This window comes from Treponema zioleckii (assembly GCF_014737315.1).
GTDB lineage: Bacteria > Spirochaetota > Spirochaetia > Treponematales > Treponemataceae > Treponema_D > Treponema_D zioleckii.
In genome coordinates, this window is the sequence record NZ_JPUF01000031.1 from 26185 (window position 1) to 46371 (window position 20187).

23 protein-coding genes and 1 pseudogene are annotated in these 20187 nt (G+C 43.3%); 4 read left to right on the plus strand and 20 right to left on the minus strand.

What is annotated here, in order from left to right:
- Positions 1-12: 12 nt before the first annotated feature.
- From JI65_RS09430 to JI65_RS09455, 6 genes are all read right to left on the minus strand, one after another.
- Positions 13-471, minus strand: coding sequence for a hypothetical protein (locus tag JI65_RS09430; RefSeq protein ID WP_191015650.1), 459 nt, complete (start codon positions 469-471; stop codon positions 13-15).
- Positions 468-677, minus strand: a complete 210-nt coding sequence (locus tag JI65_RS09435; protein WP_191015653.1) for a hypothetical protein — start codon at positions 675-677, stop codon at positions 468-470. Before JI65_RS09435 ends, JI65_RS09430 begins: the two co-directional genes overlap by 4 nt.
- Before the next feature lie 116 nt (positions 678-793).
- Positions 794-1516, minus strand: a complete 723-nt coding sequence (locus JI65_RS09440; RefSeq protein WP_191015655.1) for an SEL1-like repeat protein — start codon at positions 1514-1516, stop codon at positions 794-796.
- A gap of 125 nt (positions 1517-1641) precedes the next feature.
- Complete coding sequence (locus JI65_RS09445; protein WP_191015658.1) at positions 1642-2382, minus strand: hypothetical protein; 741 nt, start codon at positions 2380-2382, stop codon at positions 1642-1644.
- Between the two features lie 84 nt (positions 2383-2466).
- Positions 2467-2697 carry a hypothetical protein gene (locus tag JI65_RS09450; protein ID WP_191015660.1) on the minus strand — a complete coding sequence of 77 codons (231 nt, stop codon included), beginning with the start codon at positions 2695-2697 and terminating at the stop codon, positions 2467-2469.
- An 85-nt stretch (positions 2698-2782) separates the two neighbouring features.
- Positions 2783-3358 (minus strand): hypothetical protein, encoded by a 576-nt coding sequence (locus tag JI65_RS09455; RefSeq protein ID WP_191015663.1) that lies wholly within the window; start codon positions 3356-3358, stop codon positions 2783-2785.
- Positions 3359-3473: 115 nt separating this feature from the next.
- Here JI65_RS09455 and JI65_RS09460 point away from each other — a divergent pair, with 115 nt between their 5' ends.
- Complete coding sequence (locus tag JI65_RS09460) at positions 3474-5870, plus strand: AAA family ATPase (protein ID WP_191015665.1); 2397 nt, start codon at positions 3474-3476, stop codon at positions 5868-5870.
- A gap of 8 nt (positions 5871-5878) precedes the next feature.
- Here JI65_RS09460 and JI65_RS09465 read toward each other — a convergent pair whose 3' ends face one another.
- Together JI65_RS09465 and JI65_RS09470 are read right to left on the minus strand one after the other, a co-directional pair.
- Positions 5879-6490: a sigma-70 family RNA polymerase sigma factor gene (locus JI65_RS09465; RefSeq protein WP_191015668.1), complete on the minus strand. Its 612-nt coding sequence runs from the start codon at positions 6488-6490 to the stop codon at positions 5879-5881.
- Between the two features lie 282 nt (positions 6491-6772).
- Complete coding sequence (locus JI65_RS09470; RefSeq protein WP_191015670.1) at positions 6773-7285, minus strand: hypothetical protein; 513 nt, start codon at positions 7283-7285, stop codon at positions 6773-6775.
- Positions 7286-7543: 258 nt separating this feature from the next.
- Between JI65_RS09470 and JI65_RS09475 the strand changes: the two genes are divergently transcribed.
- Both JI65_RS09475 and JI65_RS17550 read left to right on the plus strand, forming a co-directional pair.
- Entirely contained in the window at positions 7544-8665 is a 1122-nt protein-coding gene (locus tag JI65_RS09475; protein ID WP_191015673.1) for an RtcB family protein, read from the plus strand.
- Between the two features lies 1 nt (position 8666).
- Positions 8667-9260 carry a peptide chain release factor-like protein gene (locus JI65_RS17550; protein ID WP_191015676.1) on the plus strand — a complete coding sequence of 198 codons (594 nt, stop codon included), beginning with the start codon at positions 8667-8669 and terminating at the stop codon, positions 9258-9260.
- Between the two features lie 178 nt (positions 9261-9438).
- Here JI65_RS17550 and JI65_RS09485 read toward each other — a convergent pair whose 3' ends face one another.
- The 12 genes from JI65_RS09485 to JI65_RS09540 all read right to left on the minus strand — a co-directional run bounded on the left by JI65_RS09485 (position 9439) and on the right by JI65_RS09540 (position 19472).
- Positions 9439-9870: a hypothetical protein gene (locus JI65_RS09485; protein WP_191015679.1), complete on the minus strand. Its 432-nt coding sequence runs from the start codon at positions 9868-9870 to the stop codon at positions 9439-9441.
- 261 nt (positions 9871-10131) lie between these two features.
- On the minus strand, positions 10132-11532 hold the full coding sequence (locus JI65_RS09490; protein ID WP_191015681.1) for an ankyrin repeat domain-containing protein: 1401 nt from the start codon (positions 11530-11532) through the stop codon (positions 10132-10134).
- 81 nt (positions 11533-11613) lie between these two features.
- A complete protein-coding gene (locus tag JI65_RS09495; RefSeq protein WP_191015684.1) occupies positions 11614-12201 on the minus strand; it encodes a hypothetical protein in 588 nt (195 codons plus the stop codon).
- An 11-nt stretch (positions 12202-12212) separates the two neighbouring features.
- Positions 12213-13592 (minus strand): ankyrin repeat domain-containing protein, encoded by a 1380-nt coding sequence (locus JI65_RS09500; protein WP_191015687.1) that lies wholly within the window; start codon positions 13590-13592, stop codon positions 12213-12215.
- Complete coding sequence (locus JI65_RS09505) at positions 13589-13732, minus strand: hypothetical protein (protein ID WP_191015689.1); 144 nt, start codon at positions 13730-13732, stop codon at positions 13589-13591. The genes JI65_RS09500 and JI65_RS09505 overlap by 4 nt, the downstream gene beginning before the upstream one ends.
- Positions 13733-14001: 269 nt before the next feature.
- Positions 14002-15240: a hypothetical protein gene (locus tag JI65_RS09510; protein WP_191015692.1), complete on the minus strand. Its 1239-nt coding sequence runs from the start codon at positions 15238-15240 to the stop codon at positions 14002-14004.
- Complete coding sequence (locus JI65_RS09515; RefSeq protein ID WP_191015694.1) at positions 15237-16046, minus strand: hypothetical protein; 810 nt, start codon at positions 16044-16046, stop codon at positions 15237-15239. The genes JI65_RS09510 and JI65_RS09515 overlap by 4 nt, the downstream gene beginning before the upstream one ends.
- A 2-nt stretch (positions 16047-16048) precedes the next feature.
- Positions 16049-16525, minus strand: a complete 477-nt coding sequence (locus JI65_RS09520; RefSeq protein WP_191015696.1) for a hypothetical protein — start codon at positions 16523-16525, stop codon at positions 16049-16051.
- Entirely contained in the window at positions 16522-17058 is a 537-nt protein-coding gene (locus JI65_RS09525; RefSeq protein ID WP_191015699.1) for a membrane lipoprotein lipid attachment site-containing protein, read from the minus strand. Before JI65_RS09525 ends, JI65_RS09520 begins: the two co-directional genes overlap by 4 nt.
- An 11-nt stretch (positions 17059-17069) precedes the next feature.
- The gene (locus JI65_RS09530) at positions 17070-18416 is read right to left on the minus strand and encodes an ankyrin repeat domain-containing protein (RefSeq protein ID WP_191015701.1); all 1347 of its coding nucleotides are present in this window, start codon (positions 18414-18416) and stop codon (positions 17070-17072) included.
- Between the two features lie 177 nt (positions 18417-18593).
- On the minus strand, positions 18594-19055 hold the full coding sequence (locus JI65_RS09535; RefSeq protein ID WP_191015704.1) for a GNAT family N-acetyltransferase: 462 nt from the start codon (positions 19053-19055) through the stop codon (positions 18594-18596).
- Positions 19056-19199: 144 nt separating this feature from the next.
- On the minus strand, positions 19200-19472 hold the full coding sequence (locus JI65_RS09540; RefSeq protein ID WP_197971931.1) for a GNAT family N-acetyltransferase: 273 nt from the start codon (positions 19470-19472) through the stop codon (positions 19200-19202).
- A gap of 137 nt (positions 19473-19609) precedes the next feature.
- On the opposite strand from JI65_RS09540, the pseudogene JI65_RS09545 reads away from it, so the two are divergent.
- Positions 19610-20187 (plus strand): annotated as a pseudogene (locus JI65_RS09545) (hypothetical protein); the annotation flags it as partial.

Genomic DNA, 20187 nt, shown 5'->3' on the forward strand with positions numbered 1-20187 from the left:
GTCGCTCCTTTTTTAATCATCAATCCACAATTCGTCGTAAAAACAAAAGTCGCTTGTCTTTGAAAATGCTGTGAACTCGTGAGCCTTTATCTTTTGAACAGCGTTCTCGCACGCTTCAACTTTGTCCGACTTCTCCCAGTCTTCAATGCCGTATTCTTTTTCTGAGAAATTAAACTTAACGTGGTTTTTCCAGTCTTCCGTGTCGTATTCACCGCTCGATTCGCTTATCGAAATCGCGTCTTCACGGCTTTCTCCGCTTTTGACGTACTCTTCAATCACGCGCTCAACTTCCGCCTTGCTTGCGACGATGGCACGAAACTCAATCCAGTTTTCCCACTCGCCATTTTCGCCCTTGTTGTAATACGGGCACATCTCGAAAAACATTTTCTGAATGAGTTGCCCGCTGTATTTCTTTTCGATTTCAGCAATGATAAAAGATGAAATCTTTTCTGAAAGTTCGCCTTTTGTCATGACTCGCTCCTTATTTTTTTATTCAGATACAAATCTCCGCTTTCCAATAAGCCAAAGTTTTCAAATCCAAGTTCTTTTATAAAATCACACGCAAGCGGAAAACCAAATCCATATATTTCAGCTGAAAGTATTAAAGTTAGTCCTTCAATTGAGCGGTCATCTTTTTGAAATGTTTTAGCCCAGCAAATGAAATCTTTTGCATACATTTTTTATTGGCATCTTTATTTTCCTGACACACAAAAACACACCGACTACCGCATCAGCAATTGGTGTGATAAACAGAGAATATTTTAATTCATTCTTTAGCTGCCAGCAAGCAAAACTACTGCTGACTTTCTTCAGAGCTTTCTTTCAGTTCCTGAGAGAGTTTGTCGGAACGATTTTTCCAGTATTCGGCTTTTTCCTGGCTGAAAATTGGTGAGAGAGGATTTTTTGATTCGTACAAATCAGAAAGCCAGCTCATGAGAAGGGCGATGATTGAATCAGGAACATCACATTTTTCTTTTTGATTTTCGTAGATGCCGATGGCGTTCAATGCAAGTTTTTCGGCTTTGACAAAATCTTCTGCCGTAAGCTGAACTGAATCTTCTTCATTTTCTGAATCTTCTGAATCCTGATTGCGGCCATAAACCCAAATGTGGTTTACCAGAGTTGCCATTGCACGCACGCCGCCAAGTTCACTAGCTTTTTCAAAGTATGAGCTGGACTTTTCTTCGTTTTTGATGTCGTTAATATCGATGAGGCTTTTTTTCGAATCATCGAAGGAATTAAACACGCCCGTGCAGTAGAGAAATCCAAGTTGTGTGAGCGCGTAAACATCTCCCTGACCAGCTTTTTCATCAACGAAAGAAAGGCTTTCTTCAAAATCAATGCCATGATCCATTTTGTAAACGGCAAGGTCAAGGAGAACTTCTTCATCGTCATTCTTTGCGTCTTCTGCCATTTCAAGGCAACCGTCAAGCTCTTCCTGCCAGTTCGCATTTTCTGCAAGAGTGTTTTTCATTGATTCGATGTAAGAATTCCATTCGTTTGTTAAGATTTCCATATTTGCCTCCAAATGCAATTAGGGTGAGAATTGATTTTATACACTAATAACATAGTGGAGGACTTTGAAATCGTTAATTTTTTTTTATTGTATTTTTGATTGATATTCTATTTTTAATCTTTCAATTAATAATTATCAATCAGATTCAATAATTCTTGAGAATCTGCGATTGCGAATAACAGCATTTCTGTGTAATAGAATTTCCAATCTGAATTGCCAGTTTTTGCTTTTAAAGCCTCAGTTAATTCTGTTACAGCATCACAATATTCTTTATATTTTTTGAAGCAAATAGATGCATTATTTGGAAGAGCTTTTGCATTAGAAACGTCTTTATTAAGAGAACCTAAACTTGTAAATATTTTAATCTCTGGAGAATTTTTTTCGCTTGTAAGACAAATCAGCCAATTAAGTGTAAAAAGTACTCTTGAATCACAAATTGCATACTGTTCTGGTCTCAAAAATGACAAAACTTTGGAAAGAGATGATATTCCACCTGTAATCGAAAGTTTAGAAATGTCATCTTCATCATTTTTTGCCTTTTTAATGAAATCTTTTGCAAGAGCCATTGTCGGGCCATCATTCTTAAAACTTCGATTAATTCGTCCCCACTTGCGAATTATCCAAATTGCAAGATTTACAGCCTGATTTTCATCCAAACTTCTGAATTCAGCTGGAAGCATCTCTTTTAACAGGCAATTTTTTTTGTAATTTCCATCTGTCTTGGCTATTTCCCCATATACATTCGAACATATTTCATTCAAAGAAGCAGGAACAGGTGCATTATACCAGTCACATAATTCTTTTTGTTCTAAAAAAGCTGTAAGTTTTTCAACAATTTTTTGGCATTGTACAGGTTCTAAAATCATATAAAAATCTCCTTTTTTTGATGTAGTTTGATTTTACCATACATTTGTAAAAAAAATAAAATAAAATTCTGCGATTCCGCTCCCTTAGTCATCGAAAGCACCTGATAATGTAAGCGCGCCGACAACGAGTATAACAATGCCGCCAAGTTTTCCTACTCCAGGAATTGGTATAGCGGCAATCGCTGCCAGAAAATTGTTAATCGCCGGAGCATTTTGCTCTAAGTCAAAAAGTTTATTCAGGAAAAATAATGTATAAAGCAAAATGCAGCAAAAAACAAAGAGTTTAAGTATCATAACTAAAAGTCTTTTTATCATAATTTCCTCCAGTTTAAAATAGAAGATTAAAAATTTTATATAAGACAATATAGACGCACAGAGGTCAATTCCTTAACATTATTTTTTAATTTTTACGATTTTTTCCAAAATCTCTTCTTCTTTTTCCGGCTTCGCATCTGGCCTCTAATGCATTTTTGTATTTTTCCCAGATTTCGTCCCGCTCTTGGAACATCGTCCGTTTTTGTGGAATTATTCTATTCATTGCCATTTCCGCAGCGCTTACACCGCGCTCATGCCCAAAAATACTCTTGAAATATTCCTTTGAGCAATCAATCTTAGAATAAACTCCGCCGAATTTCTCGTAAACTTCAAATTCAAAATTATCGGCCTCTTCGGGGAATAGGGCTTTCATCGTCTCTGAGAACAAAAGGCTTACAATTTCGCGGTCAGCCACGACAAGAAGCTCGCACAGGATTTTGTCGAACTGAGGCAAAAAGGCACCGAGCTTTACTTTTGGCTCCATGCAAAAATGCGGAATCAAGATTTCAGCCAACGACGTATCAATAGGATGCGCATCAGCATGATGTATGCGATAATTGTCCTTTTTGTAGATTCTATATTCAGTTTCAGGGCCACCTGCGGCTTCAACCCAAATATAATCGCTTAATTCGAATTTTGTAATATATTGTGGAAATGACATTTGTTCCTCCTGCTTTTAATCTAGTGCTATTTTTTTACACCGTTAAACAATTTTTTTTCTCAAAAAATTTAACTTAAAAAAAAAATCCCCATATATTATTTCTACGAGGTATAAAATGCGAAGAGGAAGATTATCCAGATACATTAAACCAACAGTATTGTACATGGGCGAACTGAGTATGACTGACTGCTATGTTTCGGCATACTATTTGTACAAAATCTCGGAAATGCTCGTCGGCTCTGAAGTTGAATTTGAATATCAGGTTATACTTTTTTTCAAACTCGCTTCCCGCCTAAAATGCACACGGGTGATTTCTGATTATCTTGAAAAAATGGTGGAAAAGGCTGAAAAAGAGGGAAAACTCTCAAGATTTCAGTTTCCAAATGATGTGCCCACAATTAAGCCGATGTATTTTGACTACACAACGATTCCGTTTGTTTACGATGAAGACAAAGATGTTGACAGGAACATTCCAGGCGACTTCGGCGACCACGAATTAAAAATCAATCAGACAGTCGTAAATCTCTACCGCTGTCTTTATGTGGACAATGAATTTTTACCGCACCTTATAGCCAATTTTTTGCTCAAATCGCCTTGCAAGGACACGGGAAAGATTCAAAACGGCGGCTCCAAAATCACGCGGCTTCCGGCAAAGGTCAAAAACGCAATCGAAGATTTTTCTCGCCTTGACTTCTTAAGCGCTGCGATTGAACTTACAGATAAAGAAAAAACTTATCTTCTCTATTTGTACCGCTCTTCAATCTTTCCGCCGCTAAAAAAGCTTTTGAATTCTCTCTCAGCCGAAGAAAATTCTCTCTTCCGCTCAGAAGTGCTGAACATTTCGCCCCATGACTACAGCGCGATTCTACGCTCATCTTCATCCCTCAGAACATACGGATTCATTGACGATGAAGGAGACCCGCACGAAGACACAATCGACTGCATAACAAACGAAAATTTTGATGTTTTCTTTACGGATTTGGTAAAAGAAACAGACTGCAAGGATTCATACAAGCTCGACTCATTCAACGTGAACAAAAATGTCACGAACATTATGACCAGAATGCTTTGCGGCGAAGAAAATATTTCCCTTCTTTTATACGGAAAGCCCGGCAGCGGAAAAACAGAATATGCCAAATCACTGGCGAAGGCTTCCTGCTTAAAACCGCTGATTTTCAAAAACGAAGCAGAATTAAATGTCTCGCAGAAAAGTGGCGAAAATTATGTTTTGAGCAGGCTGAATCTTTTTCTTTCGATAAGCCGTCCGGACACTGTTCTGATTATCGATGAGGCCGACACGATTTTAAAAACGCGGGATTCATCGTTCTTCGGCATAATTTCGCCGTCAAAAACAAAGGGTACCATAAACAAAATGCTCGAAACGAACAAAAACAAAATCATCTGGATTGTGAATTTTACGGCTCAGATTGACGAATCAACCTTGCGGAGATTCAACTTCTCTTACAAGTTCGACGCGATGAGCCGTGAGCAGCTAAAATCAATCGCACAAAGTAAGCTAAGCCCGCTCAATCTCCCGAATCTTATGAACGAAAAGATTTTGGTCTTGATGGAAAAATACAGCGTGACCGGAGCTTCTGTTGACAACGTTGTAAAAACGATAAAAAGCCTTGAAAGTTCTTCGTTGCAAAGCGGGCAAGAGACAAGCACAGATTCAGATTTTATTGATTCCGTGCAGGCGATTCTCAAAGAAAATGCTCTCCTGATTAACGGCAAAAAACGGCTGCGGGAAAATGTCGGCAAAAATTACGACGCAAAAGCATTGAACGCAAGCATGGAGCCAGAAAAAATCGTGAGGATGGTTCAGAACGCAGAAAGATTTTCAAAGAACAACTTGCAGAACCTTTCTGGAAGCGAAAACGGAATCAGAATGTTGTTCTACGGAAAGAGCGGCACTGGCAAAACCGAGTTCGCGCGCTACATTTCAGAGAGCCTTGGCAAAAAGATTCTTTTGAAGCGGGCAAGTGACATTCTCGACAAATACGTGGGCGGCTCGGAGCAGAATATCCGCGACGCATTTGAGGAAGCCGACAGGACGGGCAGCATTCTCTTGTTCGACGAGGCAGATTCGTTTTTTGCAAGCAGGGAAAACGCCGAGCACAGCTGGGAGCGCACACAGGTGAACGAATTTCTCACGCAGATGGAAGAATTCGGTGGCATCATAATCTGCACCACGAATCTAAAAGAAATCATGGACAGTGCGATGAACCGCCGTTTTCACATAATCGTAGAATTCAAACCGCTGGATAAAAACGGAATCCGCTGTATGCTTGAAAAATATTTTGCTTCATACGAATTCAGCGATGAGGAAATCAACCGTCTGGAGCGAAAAGAAAGCGTAACGCCCGGTGACTTCGGTGCGCTCGCGAACAGGATGAGATTTATGGACAGCACGGAACTTTCGCCTGCCTACATCACAGAAGAACTCTGCAAAATGCAGGACGAAAAGACAGGCGAAAGCACAAGCCGAAAAATCGGCTTTTACGCCGATTAGCAATAAGTCTACGAACAAAGGCCTTCCAGAGATTTTTTCAAATTGAGGAAGGCTTTTTTCTCAATCTGGTGCATTCGGACCTTTGTGTAGCCTTTGAGTTCACCAATCTCAGTGAAAGATTTTGGTTCTTTGCCGTTGAGACCATAGTGCATTGAAACGACATCGCGCTCAAGTGGCTTAAGATTGCGCACGGCTTTGAGAAGAGATTTTGTTGACTCAGAATTAACGAAAGTTTCTGCGGTGTCAAAAGAATCAGGTTCAAGCTCCAAGAGTTCATCCGGGTCGTTTTTGTTTTTGATAAGAGGAAGTCTTTTTTTGTTGAAATTAAGGGCATTTCGAATTTCCGAGTGAATACAATATTTTGCGTAAGTGTTAAAGCGAAATCCTCTGTGCACATCAAATTTATCCGCAGCGATTACAAGGCCAATCAAAGCTTGTTCAAAAAGCTCTTCGTCGTCAAGAAAATGACCATGAAATCGCTGAGAATATTTTCGTGCGAAAGGAACGCATGAGAGAATAAGAAGTTCGCGGGCTTTTTTATCGCCATTCTCAGCTCTGAGAGCGACTTCTTTTTCATCTTCTGGAGAAAGTTTGACGGTTGGGAATTTGAATTCATCCATGGTTAGCCTCCTAAAAATTGGTAAAATAAAAAAATGTGTAGAAAAAAAAATATAGGTGGCTGACCATTCGAAATTCTTAGAATTTTTTATTATATTTAGTTTTTTTCAACCAATTCGGTGAGCTGTGAAAAGTAGAGAAGCAGAGCCTCTCTGAGAGAAACTTTCCCGCCCGAAAGCCGTTCAAAGAATACCGAGCGGTTTAAATCGCATTTTCAAAGCCTTCCGCGATTCCCATAAAATAGCCTCTTTTACGTCCGTCCATTTTTCCTCCGTAATCTATGATTAATAAGGAATCTTCACTATGAACCAATAACCGTTTTCATCTTGAATAACAGCCACTGAATCTTCTATATTTTGTTTTTTTCCTTGATACGAATAGCTGATTTTTATCGCACAAAGTTGTTCCGAAGTAATTGTAACGGAAATGCTTTCCGCGGCCCCGTAAAACTCTTTAAAAAACTCATTCATACTATTGATTAAATCTTTTTTTTCTTCGCCAAAAAAGCCGGTCTCTGCAACATACTTTTTCCAATCGTCAGTTTGCTTTAGATAGCTTTCAAAAAACGCTGCAATCACTTGATTCGGGTCATTTCGGTCAATCCTTGAGAAATTCCGAACCGTTTTTTCACCGCAGGTTGCCGTTACTTCCGAACCGCTTCGCGAAATGACAAAACAATATTCCTCGCCAAAATCCTTTTCTTCTACAGCTGAATTTTCCAGCTTTGTCGTTGCACAGCCAGCAAGCAGCAAGCCCATAACCGCAAATAAAACAAAATTACTCTTTTTTGCTTTCATTTTTGACCTCCGTTTTTCAAGCAAAACTCGACATTTGTCCTAATAAAAAACACTTTAAGCATTCGATTGCAAAACTTTTTTCGATTCGCTATATTTAAACAAAACCAATTTTAAAGGAGGACGGCTATGATTGCAATTACATTTTTATTCACATCAAATCTTAAGGAAGCAACGGCTGTCCGCTTATAGTCTTTTTTTAATCCGACAGATTCAGTTTTAAATTCTCTCCGTTGTTTCCGTATTTTCAAAAGGAATTATATGGAAATTATCAAAGGAAAATTTTGCTCGTGCACGGTTTTTAGCGAAACGTGTGAGCAGTATGCTGCGTTGCAGATAAAGAATATCTGCGACAACGAAGTGTCTTCGGGAAGCCGAATGTGCGTGATGCCCGATGTTCATCCTGGAAAAGTCGCTCCGATTGGGCTTACTATGACGGTTGAAAATCGAGTTCTTCCGTATCTTGTCGGAATCGACATTGGCTGCGGAATGACGCTCGCTCGCATCAAAAAACATCGCGGAATGGAATTCAAGCAGCTCGACAGCGTGATTCGGGAAAATATTCCGAGCGGATTTGAAGTCCGCAAAAATCCGCATCGTTTTTCGGCAGATTTCGATTTTTCCCGGCTTGAATGCGGCTCTCATGTTTACAAAGAAAAAGCCGTTCTGAGTCTTGGAAGTTTGGGCGGAGGAAATCATTTTATTGAAATCGACAAAAGCGAGGAGGGTGATTTTTTCATCGTCGTTCATTCTGGAAGCCGGCATCTCGGAAAGGAAGTCGCAGATTTTTACCTTGGGGAAGGGCAGAAAATCCTGAAGAATCGCGGGGAAACGGTTCCGTTCGAACTTATATATATAGAAGAAAATTTGAAGGATTTGTATCTTTCGGATGTGGCGGTCGTTCAGAAATTCGCAGAGCGCAACAGGCGTGCGATTATCGATGAAATTGCCCGCGGAATGAAGTGGAAAATCGACGAGCCATATTCATGCATCCACAATTATGTGGATTTTCGGACTGAAAAGCCGGTTTTACGGAAAGGCGCAGTTTCGGCGCAGAAAGACGAACGGGTCATAATTCCGATTAACATGAAAGACGGAATCATTCTCGGAAAAGGCAAGGGGAATCCTGACTGGAATTTTTCGGCCCCTCACGGCTCTGGAAGAATCATGAAGCGTGAAGATGTAAAAAAATCTTTTACGGTGAGTTCGTTCAAGTCCGCGATGAAAGGAATTTATTCTTCGTGCATTTCAAAAGGAACTTTGGACGAAGCGCCGTTCGCGTACCGGGGAATCGACGAAATTCAAAAAGCAATCGAACCGACGGTAGAAATCACTCAAATTCTAAAACCGGTCTACAATTTTAAGGCTCAGTCGGAGGCATAGGATGACAATTCAGATTTCTTCCGGGCAAGGGCCTTGCGAATGTGAGATTGCGGTCAGGCTTTTGTTCGAATCGCTTCAAAAAGAATTTTGCGAGAAATTTGAGATTTTGAACTTGAATGAATCAAAATCCTGTGAAGGCTGGACTTCTGTTTCTTTTAAAACGCAGACTGATTTTTCGTTTTTGGAAGGAAGCGTTGAATGGCGGTGCAAGAGTTTTCTCCGGCCCGGTCACAAGCGCAAGAATTGGTTTGTCGATATTGCGATTCTGCCGGATTCTGAAATATTTTCGCCGGACGGAAAAATTTTGTGGCAGTTTTTTCGCTCAGGCGGAAATGGCGGTCAGAATGTGAACAAAGTCGAAACTGCGGTGCGGTTGATTCATGTTCAGACGGGACTTACGGTCACTTGCAGCGAAGAGCGGAGCCAGGTTTTGAACCGAAAGCGTGCACTTGAAAAACTTCATGCCGTTCTTGAAGAAAAACGCAATGAGGCTTCCGATGAAAACAAGTTTGCGCTTTGGGAAAGGCATAAAAATCTCGTCCGAGGAAAAGCCGTCCGCGTTTATGAAGGCAAGGATTTCGTCCTGAAACGCTAGGATGCAAAACGGGACTGCCAATAAGTTCCATTCGTATGGTCATTGGGCCACTCTAAATGACTTTGCAAGGCTATGGGCGGTGGCTTCGACAGGTTCAACCACTGCCTTTTAAGCCTATTATTCATTACGAGCCCCCAGCGAAATATAAAATATATTTTTTACTTTAAAGCATCTGACTCTATTTCTGATGTTCATCAAAAATTTTTTTTGCATTTTCCAGCAAATTTTCTTTTATCGCGTGAATATCTTTGAGTTCTGAAGTACGGACGGTTTTCTCAAAAACATATTTTTCTACTTGGACAAACCCCAGGGAATTCAGGTCATCAGGAGAAAATCCTGCCCCAGCTTCAATATCGACATATCTATCGTCTCCGCGCAAAATGCAAACAGTTTTTTCATGATATTTTGCTTCAAACCTTTGCAGATAATATTCACTCACTTCGTATGGAGAGACAAGTTTGTGAAAAGCTCCGTTTTCTTCTATAAAATCATATTTTTTGGCAATTCGTTTGCTTTTTGTATGTAATTCGATACAGCATTTCCAGCTGTCGGCAGAAAACAAATTTCCTTGAAAAACTGCAAAATGATTCTGTTCATATTTTGATTTCATATCTTTCCTACCGCTTCACCTTCCGAATATAGCTCGCTCTTTTTGCATCGACATAGCCGTTCAAAATCATAATTTGCTCAAATGTATTTCCGCGACGAGTCAGTTGCCGCTTTTAGATTTCTGTCTTCCGCGAACGCAACAGACGACAGCGCAACCCGCCGCCGTCAGAGCAGAGAAGGCTAAAACAGTCGTCTGACCGCGCCGACCGCAAAAGCACCGCGCAACACCGCCAGCACAAAAAACAGTATCTTCATCATTTTTCTACCAGTTGTCTTCCATGTCGTTCAGTTCCAAGTGCTTTTCCTCGGAAAAAGCGGATTTTTCAGGATTCGGCATCTGCGCCGGCTCCGGGGCTTTCGCTATCAACTGACTTTTTGGAAGTTCCGGGATTTTTGCTGCAATCTTTTTGACTTTCTTCGGCGTGAGAAGCTCCACGATTTTGTCGTAATTCGCTTTTTCTTTGCCGTCAAGTTTTCTATCGGCATAGCGAGCCGTGAACAAATCGAGCGCAGTCTTGCCATCTTTGTCCCTCAGCGTGATGTCCGCGCCGTGGGAGACCATAAAGCCCACCGGCTCCAAGGCCGTATCGCGCCATAATCCAACTTCCTTCACCGCATACATCAGCGGCGTTTTGCCCTCGTCGTCTATCGCGTTCACGTCCGCGCCAGCTTCCACAAGAAGAATGGCAAGCCGGGTTTTCAATTCGTCCCAGTCGTATTGAGAAGCCGCCCAGTGCAGAGCCGTTTTTCCCTTGTCGTCGTGGCGGTTCACGTCCTCTTCGTCGCATTTTTCGAGGATTTTTGAAAGAACGTAGGTTTTCGCCTCGATGTCGTAATCTGTCTCGTGTCCGTGAAAAAGCTCCATCAAAATCGTCTTCTTTTCGTTCTTGCCGTACTCGGAGTTCAAGCCGTACATATAAAAGCCCGTCTTCGCTCCCGCGTCCAAAAGCACCTTCGCGCACTCGTAGGAGCAAGTCGAAAGCGCCCACTGAAACGGCATAAAAGGCTTTCCCACAAGCACTTTTTTGCCGTTTTCGTCGATTTCTTCCTCGTAGGTGTCGATGTTCGCGCCATGTTCGATGAGCATCTTCACCGCATTGTCCCTGTATTTTTCAATCGCAATCGGCATGGCGCAAATATTGGAGAAATATTTGGTGCTGCGCTTAAAAATATACTGCTCATCGCGCACAAGGTCGGCTTCCGCTCCCGCCTCAAGCAGAATCCTCACGATTTCGTCATAGTCGCTCACCTTGTCTTCGTCGGCCAAGCCGCTTACGCGCTCGCAGGCAACGATGAGCGGCGTTCGGTAGCCTTTGCCCTCGTTCACGTCCGCGCCTTTTTTGATGAGTTTCTTGACTTTCTCGATGTCCCGGTTTTCCACCGCGATAATGAGTTTTGTGCGCTCCTTCTTGTATTCCTTCTTGTATTCCCTGTGGTATCGGGCTACGGCTGCGGAATCTTTGAGCGAATCGAGGATTCCGCCCAAAATCGGCAGGCTGCAAAGACCCAAACTTATGCCGAAAATCCACGCCGCCACGGTCTTCGCCACACCGTGCGCCAAAAGCGCGACAATTCCCGAAATGAGCGCGATTCCGCCCGTGAGTGCCATAAAGCCAAATACCAAAAGACCTGCCCAAAGGGCTTTTCCCAATGCGTCTCCCATTTTTTTTCTCCTATTCTCCTAAATCTTCGTCTATCTCAATCATAAAACAGAGATAGGCTCGGCTTAAAGTTAGAAAAAAGATTAAAACAGACGACGCACCGCGCCGACGGGGATTTCTTTTTCTATGATAAGCCCGTCTTTGTTTGTCTTTCCCTGTCGTGTGCTTCCGTCGGCAAGCTTAAGACAATACGGATAGCCTTTTAGCACGCGCCCTCTAAACTCAAGCTTCATATACAAATCGCAAAACAAACGCACAGGTTTTGAATCTTCGCTCGTTTTTCCCTCATAATTCACACAAAAAACGTAAGAGGGCTGCTCGTAGTTTTCGCCGAATCCCAAATCAGTTTCGTCGTCCACATCATATTTCACGCACCACAGAGCTTTGACCTTGCCGTGTTTGACAGTGCTTTCAAGTTCGTAAACAAGGGGAGTTTCCTTTTTTGTCGTTACTTCGCTAATCGTGATTTTCACTTTCGTTCCGTCTGCCACGTTCGGTAAGCGCGCAAAAATCGTGATGTCCTTGTTCAGCACAGCCCTGTCGGTTTGGCGAAGCCCGCTTTTCCACAAAAGAGTTTCCCCAGTTTCTGTCGCTCTCATCGTCGCACACGAGACAAGCGCGATTTGAAAAAGCACCGCCATCGCGATAAATACAATCTTTTTTGTCCTCATAAAATCTCCCGTTACCAATCATCTGAAATATCGCAGAGTGCAATATGTTCTTCTGCTTCAATTTTCGGCATTTCTGCCTCTTTTTTGCTGACGCCTGTTTTCACCGTGCACAAGTCGGCGATTTTGTCGTTTTTTTCTTCGGTGGTTGCCTTTGCCACAAGTGTTTGCCCGTCCGTGCGTATTTCGCTGGTTTTGCTTTTTTCGCTCTTCGGCGCGTTGATTTTTGCCTCTGGCGTGAGCAGGTGCTCGATTTCGTCATAATGATCTTGGTCTTTTGCCCAGTTGAAATGCTCCTTGAACAAATCCAATGCAAGTTCTCCCCAATTATTGGTCAGCGAGACATCGGCTCCGTGAGAGACAAAAAACTCAACTGCGGGAAAAAGTCTTTCTACACTATAGCCATTTATAATCAGCAGCATGAGCGGTGTTCTGCCCTTGTTGTCCTTGGCGTTTATATCGGCTTTGTAGGAAAGGAGTTTTTCTGCAAACGGAAATTCCTCTTTATGACGGAATGAATACTCAGCTCCGTAGTGCAAGGCTGTCCTGCCTTCTCCGTCTTTTTCGTTCACATTCACTCCGTCTTCAAGGAATCTTTCAAAAAGTTTCAGCGCAAGTTCTTTCTCGCCACTCTTTTCGGGGATATAATGAATCATTCGCATAATAATCGTTTCGCCTGTATTTTTCTCGTATTTGTAAAGATAATGCCCTGTCTTTGCACCGTTATCCAAAAGGATTTCTGTTATTTTCAGCATCGTTCCTTGATTAAAACCACGAGTAAGGGCAAACTGCACGGGCATAAAATCAAGCATTCCGTCTTTTTCGTCAAGGCTGTCAATGCTCGCTCCGTGCAAGACCAGAGCACGAACAGCCTCGATTCTTGAGTGTTCTATGGCACGTTCAAGTGGGAGCAGCTCCTTTTCGCCGTCAGTGTTTGTTCTCAAGTTTGGGTCTGCGTTCGCTTCAAGGAGCAAAAGGACAATTTCATCAGAAGATTCGTTGATTCCATAAAAATCATCAGGAAATTGATTGCAGGCAACGATGAGAGGCGAAAGCCCTGCTCTCGTTTCGTTCGGGTCAGCACCTTTTTTCAAAAGCTTTTTGACTTTCTTCACATCTTTTTTGTGAACCGCTTTCATAAGCGATGTGTATCCTTTGGTTTGCTGTTTTTTTCTGCCAGATGAAATTCCAAAAACTCCCGAATTCCAAAGGATTGCAACAACGCCAAGACTAGCGACTGCAATCAGAGCGATTCTTTTTGCTCCGCTCGAAAAAAAAGCCGCAACTGCCGTCGCGATAATTCCCGCTCCAAGTGCAATCCCGCCAAGCAGCAACAAAACGCCGAGCAGCAGAAATACATCAACAATCGCACCAAGTGCGTGTTCACCAGTCATAATAATTCACCCCCTGCTTGCAAAAAAAACGTCGTCAAGCCGACTTTCGCCACAGAATCCGCACGGTTCTTAATTTCCTCAGCCAAAAGCCGAGCCGTCGTAATTTCGCTAGACAAAGATGTATTTGCTTTTGATGCCATTTGTTTCCTCCTCGGCATAAAATTTCTTAAATACTATACATTTCAAGGGCTAATTTTCAAGCACATATTTTTAGGAACTTTTCCTAAAGGCTTAGGAGAGTTCCCTAAAAGGTTAGGAAATGTTCCTAAAGGCTTAGGAAACTTTCCTAAAAGGTTAGGAGACCTTCCTAAAGGTTTAGGAGGCTTTCCTAAAAGGTTAGGAGACCTTCCTAAAAGGTTAGGAGCATTTCCTAAAGAGTTAGGAAGCCTTCCTAAAAGTTTTTGCCATCTTAATCGCCGAGCATAACATAGCAATCAACGCCGTCGGGGATATGCTCCACCCAAAGATAGCCGTCGCTGTCGGTCTTCGCGTGGATAATGCCGTCTTTGATGTCGTCGCCAAAAACAAAAATCTCGGCTTCAACATTCGCAATCGGCTCGCCTGTCTTGCTTACATACTGCGTCTTAATCCATTGCGTGCCGTTCAGCTCCACGTTTTCCGCCTTGATTTCCCTGCCGTCTTGAATATATGTGCGGATATTTTTGACGGGCAAAAAACTCTTGTCCCGCTCATAGCTCAGCGTGATGAGATATGTTTCGTCAGCATAGACCGCGCTTTTGACGCTCATAAACAGATTATACTGCTCGTCCGAATCGGGATATTCTTTTTCTGAATCCAAAAGAAGCTCTTCGCTTCTGTCTTTCTTGTAGAAAACGCCGTCGCTTGAAGCGATGTGAACGAATTTCCGCAAATCCTTGTCCCAGTAGCAAAGCTCAAAAACAGCGTCGTGCGGAACATTTTCCATCACGAACTTTTCTTCGTCCTCCGTGATTTCGGGCTTTTTGTAGACGATGATTTCGTATGAATCCCGTTTTACGTATTTGTCCAAATCCTCCCGCCAGTTGATGAAAAAGCCGTAGGGAACAAAAACTCTCACATTCTCGTCTGACTTTGAAACACCCTCGACTTTTGTAAAATCCTCGTCGGGCAGGCGAATCTTTTTTGTCTTTCCTGCCACAACGTTTTTCTTTTTTTCAATTTTTTGCGGCTCTGAAGTTGAAAAATCATCGGCTGTCAAAGTCAAAATGATTTTCTCGCCCTGAATCGAATCGTCCAGCAAATGCCAAGTGAGATTGTAGACGGGAGATGGCTTTGGATACCCCCACTCATTCGAGATTCCGACTATCCAATGTAAAATCATTCCACAAACAAGCAGGTTAAAGAGCGAAACAAAAAGGCAGGTTTTCGCCAGCCGCTCACGACGGGCAAGGAGCGAAAAGACCACGCCCACAACGGCAAAAGCAAGCAAGATAAATCCGCCGAAAATAACGGTGTACATAAAAACCGCATTCGCAGTGTCGCCGATATGTCCCAAAGTTTTGAGAAAAGCGGAATCAGATTCGACAAGTTGTCCGCCTTCAAAACCATAGTGTATGCCGTCCAAGCGACCGAGCAGAAAGGCGGCAAACCCAATCGCATAGATAGCAATCTGTAGCGCAAGAATGATTTTCGCAAGTTTGTGTTTCATTGTGTTTTCTCCTTTGTCAGCACAAGCGGAACGGGGAAGCGGTAGCCTTTCTCCAGCTCGTCCGCAGAATACAGAATGTCGGAAAGCGGAGTGTGTATCGTGAGCGTGTCGCCGTCTAGCAAATAGGAAAGCTCGCAGTAATCCGTAAGGCTTCCGTAGCCGCCAACGCCGTCTTTGTAGCCTTCGGCGTAGTCCGTCACGAAAAGCTCGATGTGGCTGTCGGTGGCGGCGTATTTTCCTTGCCACGCATAAAACTTGTATTTGATTTTTTTGTAGTCAAGCTTGATTTCCATTTCGTCAGCCTCTGGATACCCCAAGCCGAACTCCACGGTGATTTCCACTTTCTCGTCGGAAAAAGTCCACCGAACAGGGCTCGGAGAAAGGATTTCCCCTCGCTTTTCCCCCAGAGCGACGCGGGATTTTTGTTCTTCGTCTTTGGCTTTTTGGATTTCACACAGCTCATGCCATCGTTCACTGTCGATTTCAAGAGAAATCTTGCAGTCTTTAAATTCATCGCTGAGGTTCGGAATAAAAACCTCTGAGTTTTCGTCGCACTCTGTCCAAATCCGCCCCTCCCGTCCGTCGCCAAACTTCACGGTGATAATGACGGGCATGTTTTTCATAAATGCTTGAGTTATGCCTTTCTTGTCCGCAAAGCGAGTATGAAACCACTCCGAGCCGTCGAAGGTGATTCCTTCGCTTTTGAAAACAGGCGACGGCGGGACGTTTTCGGGCGGATTTTTCACTTTAGATGCGCACGACGACAGCATGACCGCCGCCGCCAAAATCAAAAATATCTTTTTCATCGTCATTCTCCTCCTCCGAGCAGGTCGTTGATTTTGTCTGCGTCTAGTTCGCTTATCTTTATGGGCGGCTGAATCGGGCGTTGCCGCGTTTCCGTTTTGTAATCATACGGTGGCTCATAGTCAGATGTGCGCCTCGTTTCGATTTTGTACAGGCTCGGCTCGCCCGCGATTTCCTTGAAGAAGAACAGTTCATAGAAAAGGCAATGACCGCCGCCCCAGTCAAATGCTATGTAAAATCCTTCGTCCGTTTCAGCAAACGCGGGGTCGCCCAAGCCGAAATTCTTCGCTTCCCAGTCGGCGACAGGCAGAGAAAGTTCCCATTTTCTGCCGTTATGCCCGATTATGACAAAAGTCCTTTCAACCATGAAGCCAGAGGGAAAAGCCTCGTCCCGCCGCTCGCTCGAAAATGTGTAGTTCGGCTCTCCGAACAATGGCGCAAGCACGACCGATGCCGCAAAAATCAGAAATATCTTTTTCATCTTTCGCTCCTTTCGATTAAACCTTCGTCTACATCGACGAACATCACCTCGTATTCCTCGCCGCCGATTTCCACGGTGGTATGCAGCGTGAATTCAAAACCTGACTGTGCGCCGTAGTACCCATCTTCGATGCCGTCAGTTCCAATAACATCATCGACTGGAATTCGGACGACTTCTTTCCGAATTTTCTTTATATAGCGCATATTTTCTTTGGTCGGGCGACCGTACCGAACATATATGTAATTCGGCACATCGGCATCTTCGCCTCTGTACAACACGCGGACATAGTGATACGGCGAAATTTTGTTTATATCCATAAGATAGGTGCACCCGTTCGCGTGAAAGTAGATGTAGCCTTCTTTTTTATTTTCAATAACCGTGTCGCTTTCTTCTTCCGTGATGATTCTGCTCTCACGCTCCACAATCTCGGCAAGTATCTCATTGAGCCGCTCCTCCGTCACTGGCGGAAGATTATTCGACGCGCACGACGACAGCATGACCGCCGCCGCCAAAATCAAAAATATCTTTTTCACTGTCTCTCTCCTTACCAATCGTCGCTCATATCTTCAAGCGGAAGATGAAGCGCAATCTGCACATTCTCAGCTCTTTCGATTTCAGTAACGCTTTTGCCTCTTTCTGTTACGGCTGTCTTTGTTTGTGTGTCTGGAGTGAGGAGTCGCTCGATTTCGTCATAGACGGGGATTTCCGCTTCTTTGAGGTCGTCCCTGCGGCATGAGCGGTGAAAGTAATCCAGTGCGGTGAGTCCTTTTTCGTCGCGCAAAGTCTTGTCCGCGTTGTATGAAACCAAAAGCCGAATCCAGTCTACTATGTCTGTGATTTCTGTTGCCCACGAAATATTAGCAAAACACATCAGCGCAGTTCTTCCGTATGCGTCTTGAATGTCCACGTCAGCCCCTCCGTCCAAAAGAACTTTTGCCATTGGCAGTTTGGGAGCGTCGTTCCGCGTTGTCGCATACCTGTCTGCAAGAAGAATGAGCGCGGTCATTTTTCTGTGGTCATCTGTCTGCGCGTTCACATCAACTCCTTTCTCCAAAAGAAGAGTGAACAGGCGGCAGAGGTCGGCGACATTCTTTTTCTCAAGGCGCAGCCTGTTTTCTTTCTGTTCCTCAGTTTCGTTGGAATCATAGATGAAAAAAATCGATTCCTCCAAGAGGAACATAAAAGGCGTGTAGTCCTCGCGGCAAAAGCCAAAATCGTAGCGTTCAAGGGGGACTGTACCAAGTTCAAGAAGAATACAGGCTTCCTCATAGCACTTCGTCCCGATTGCAAACTCCACAATGCCGTTTCCTTTTCCGTCTTCCGCAAAAAAATCGTAGCCGTGGGAGCAAAGAAGATTGATTGCGCCGTGCCTTTTGTACGCAACCGCGTTCTTCATCGCATCCCTTTTAAACTCTATTTCCTTGTTCGCGTCCGCGCCTGAGTCCAAAAGAAGAGCCGTGATTCTGTCAGCCTTTTCTTCGTCGGCGTAAGCCTTGCAGGATTCGCTCAAAGGGGTGCGCCTTTCATATTCAGAAAAAGCGTTCACGTCCGCGCCTTTTTTGAGCAGTTTTGCGATTTTTTTCTCGTTCTGCTTTTTCACCGCACGGATAAGAGGCGTGTTCTCCTTCCATTCGCTGAAGCCCGAATTAGAAAACGAATCTCCTGCGCTATCAAGTATCTTTAGTATGGGCGCACCCAAGATTCCGATGGCGAGTGGCGAAAAGAAGACCGCCGCCGCGATTCCAGCCACTTTGAGAGCGAGCGCACTTTTTGCCGCCGCCGCCACAATGAGCGAGACGATTGCCGTTCCGCCCGCCATAAGAATCAGCGGCCACGCCACGGCACAAACACCAAAAGTGATTATAAGCCACAAAGGAATTTCAAAATCCATAAAAACCTCCAAAAGAAAGGCCATGAATAGAATAGATTTTTCGCGTATACATTATTTCTATTATCGTCTATCGTCCCACCGAACTTATTTCGGAATCTGTGCTTTGACTCCCTTCGACTACGCTCAGGGAACAGCTCAGCAACCGTCGATGCTGAAAAGAGTTCCGCATAAAGAAAATTAAATCTGCTTCGTCATTGTGTCGTCGCTTTCAGTAAATCCTAAGGATTTGTAAAGAGGTTTTCCATCATCCGTTGCGTCAAGGATAATCTCGGAGCAACCGCGAGACTTCGCTTCATCTATCAACGATTGAACCATATCACGCGCAATGCCTTTTCTGCGATATTCTTTTCTCGAATAGACGCTCATCAAAAAGGCTCTCTTTCCTGTCGGGTGAGAAAAAGTCGGCATAATCGTGATGTAGTTGATTGACGCCATACCTGCGATGTTTTCGCCGTCCTTTGCGAGAATCGTCGTCTGATTGCCGCTCAAAAAGTATTCGCGGGCGCACGTTTTAAGCTCTTCGCTAAACTCATAATCACTCGACAAGTCGTTCACTTCACAGAGCATTTCAAGCCGAATCGCCATCAGCGTTTCAATGTCTGCTGCTGTCGTTTTTACGATTTCGATATTCTTTTCCATAGTTTCCCCCATTTTAAGTCCATAAATCTGTGATAAACATCGCACTTGCGTCTTCTGCTTTCTTAAAGCCGCAATGCTCGTAAAAGCCGATTTCTTTGTTGTAAGCGACGATGACAAGGCGAAGATAATCGCTGTATTTTTCTTTTATCTTTGAAACAAGTGCCGCGCCAATTTTTTTCCCTGATACTCTGGGTGCACAAGAAGATAGTGCATATATGCGTTCATAATTCCGTCGTCCATTGCGCAAGCCATACCGACAAGCTTCTTTCCGTCCCAAGCAGAAACGACAGTCTTGAAGTTTTGCATTGCAACTTTGAGTTTGTCGGGGAAATGCCCCGAAGACCATTCGACCGATAAAAACAGCTCTTCAAGCTCCTCCCATGAAAACTCGTGCGTATCTTTGTATGTGATTTCCATAAATCAAACCTCCTAACTTCCCGTCGAACCATGTAGAATTTACAAGCCATTCATGCTGAAATGAACGCTGAGAAAAACAGACTTTAAAAAGTGCCTCTATTATAAAATCTAACATGTATTCAGCACAGTATGCTATAATGGCACTTATGACAGAAATTGAATTAAAAAAAGGGGAAGCCCATAAATTCGGGCAGTCAACGCAAAAATCCGATTTGCCTAATCATTTTGATAAAATACAAATATTCACCTTCTCAAAATTCGGCGCAGAACTCGAAGAAAAACTTTGGAAAATTCTAAAATCGTCTACTTTTATAGACGGTTTGTCAAATAAAAATGATTTAAAATATACAATCGAAGAGCTTTTTAAACTTTCCTTCCAAGAAAAAAAAGTTTTAATCATTTTTGTGGGCGCAGTCGGAATTTGTGTGCGAAAAATCGCGCCGTTTTTAAAAAGCAAAGTCACAGATCCGGCAGTAATTTGCATTGACGACAGCGGAAAATTTGTAATTCCTGTTTTAAGCGGACATATTGGCGGTGCAAACACCGTGGCAAACTTTCTCGCAGAAAAATTAGGTGCTTTGCCAGTCATAACAACGTCAACAGATATTCACCAAAAATGGGCGTTTGACGTGTGGGCCTTAAAACAAGGCTTTGACTTAAAAAAAATCGGGAATCAAAAAGAAATCTCAAAATTCATTCAAAAAATCAACTCAAA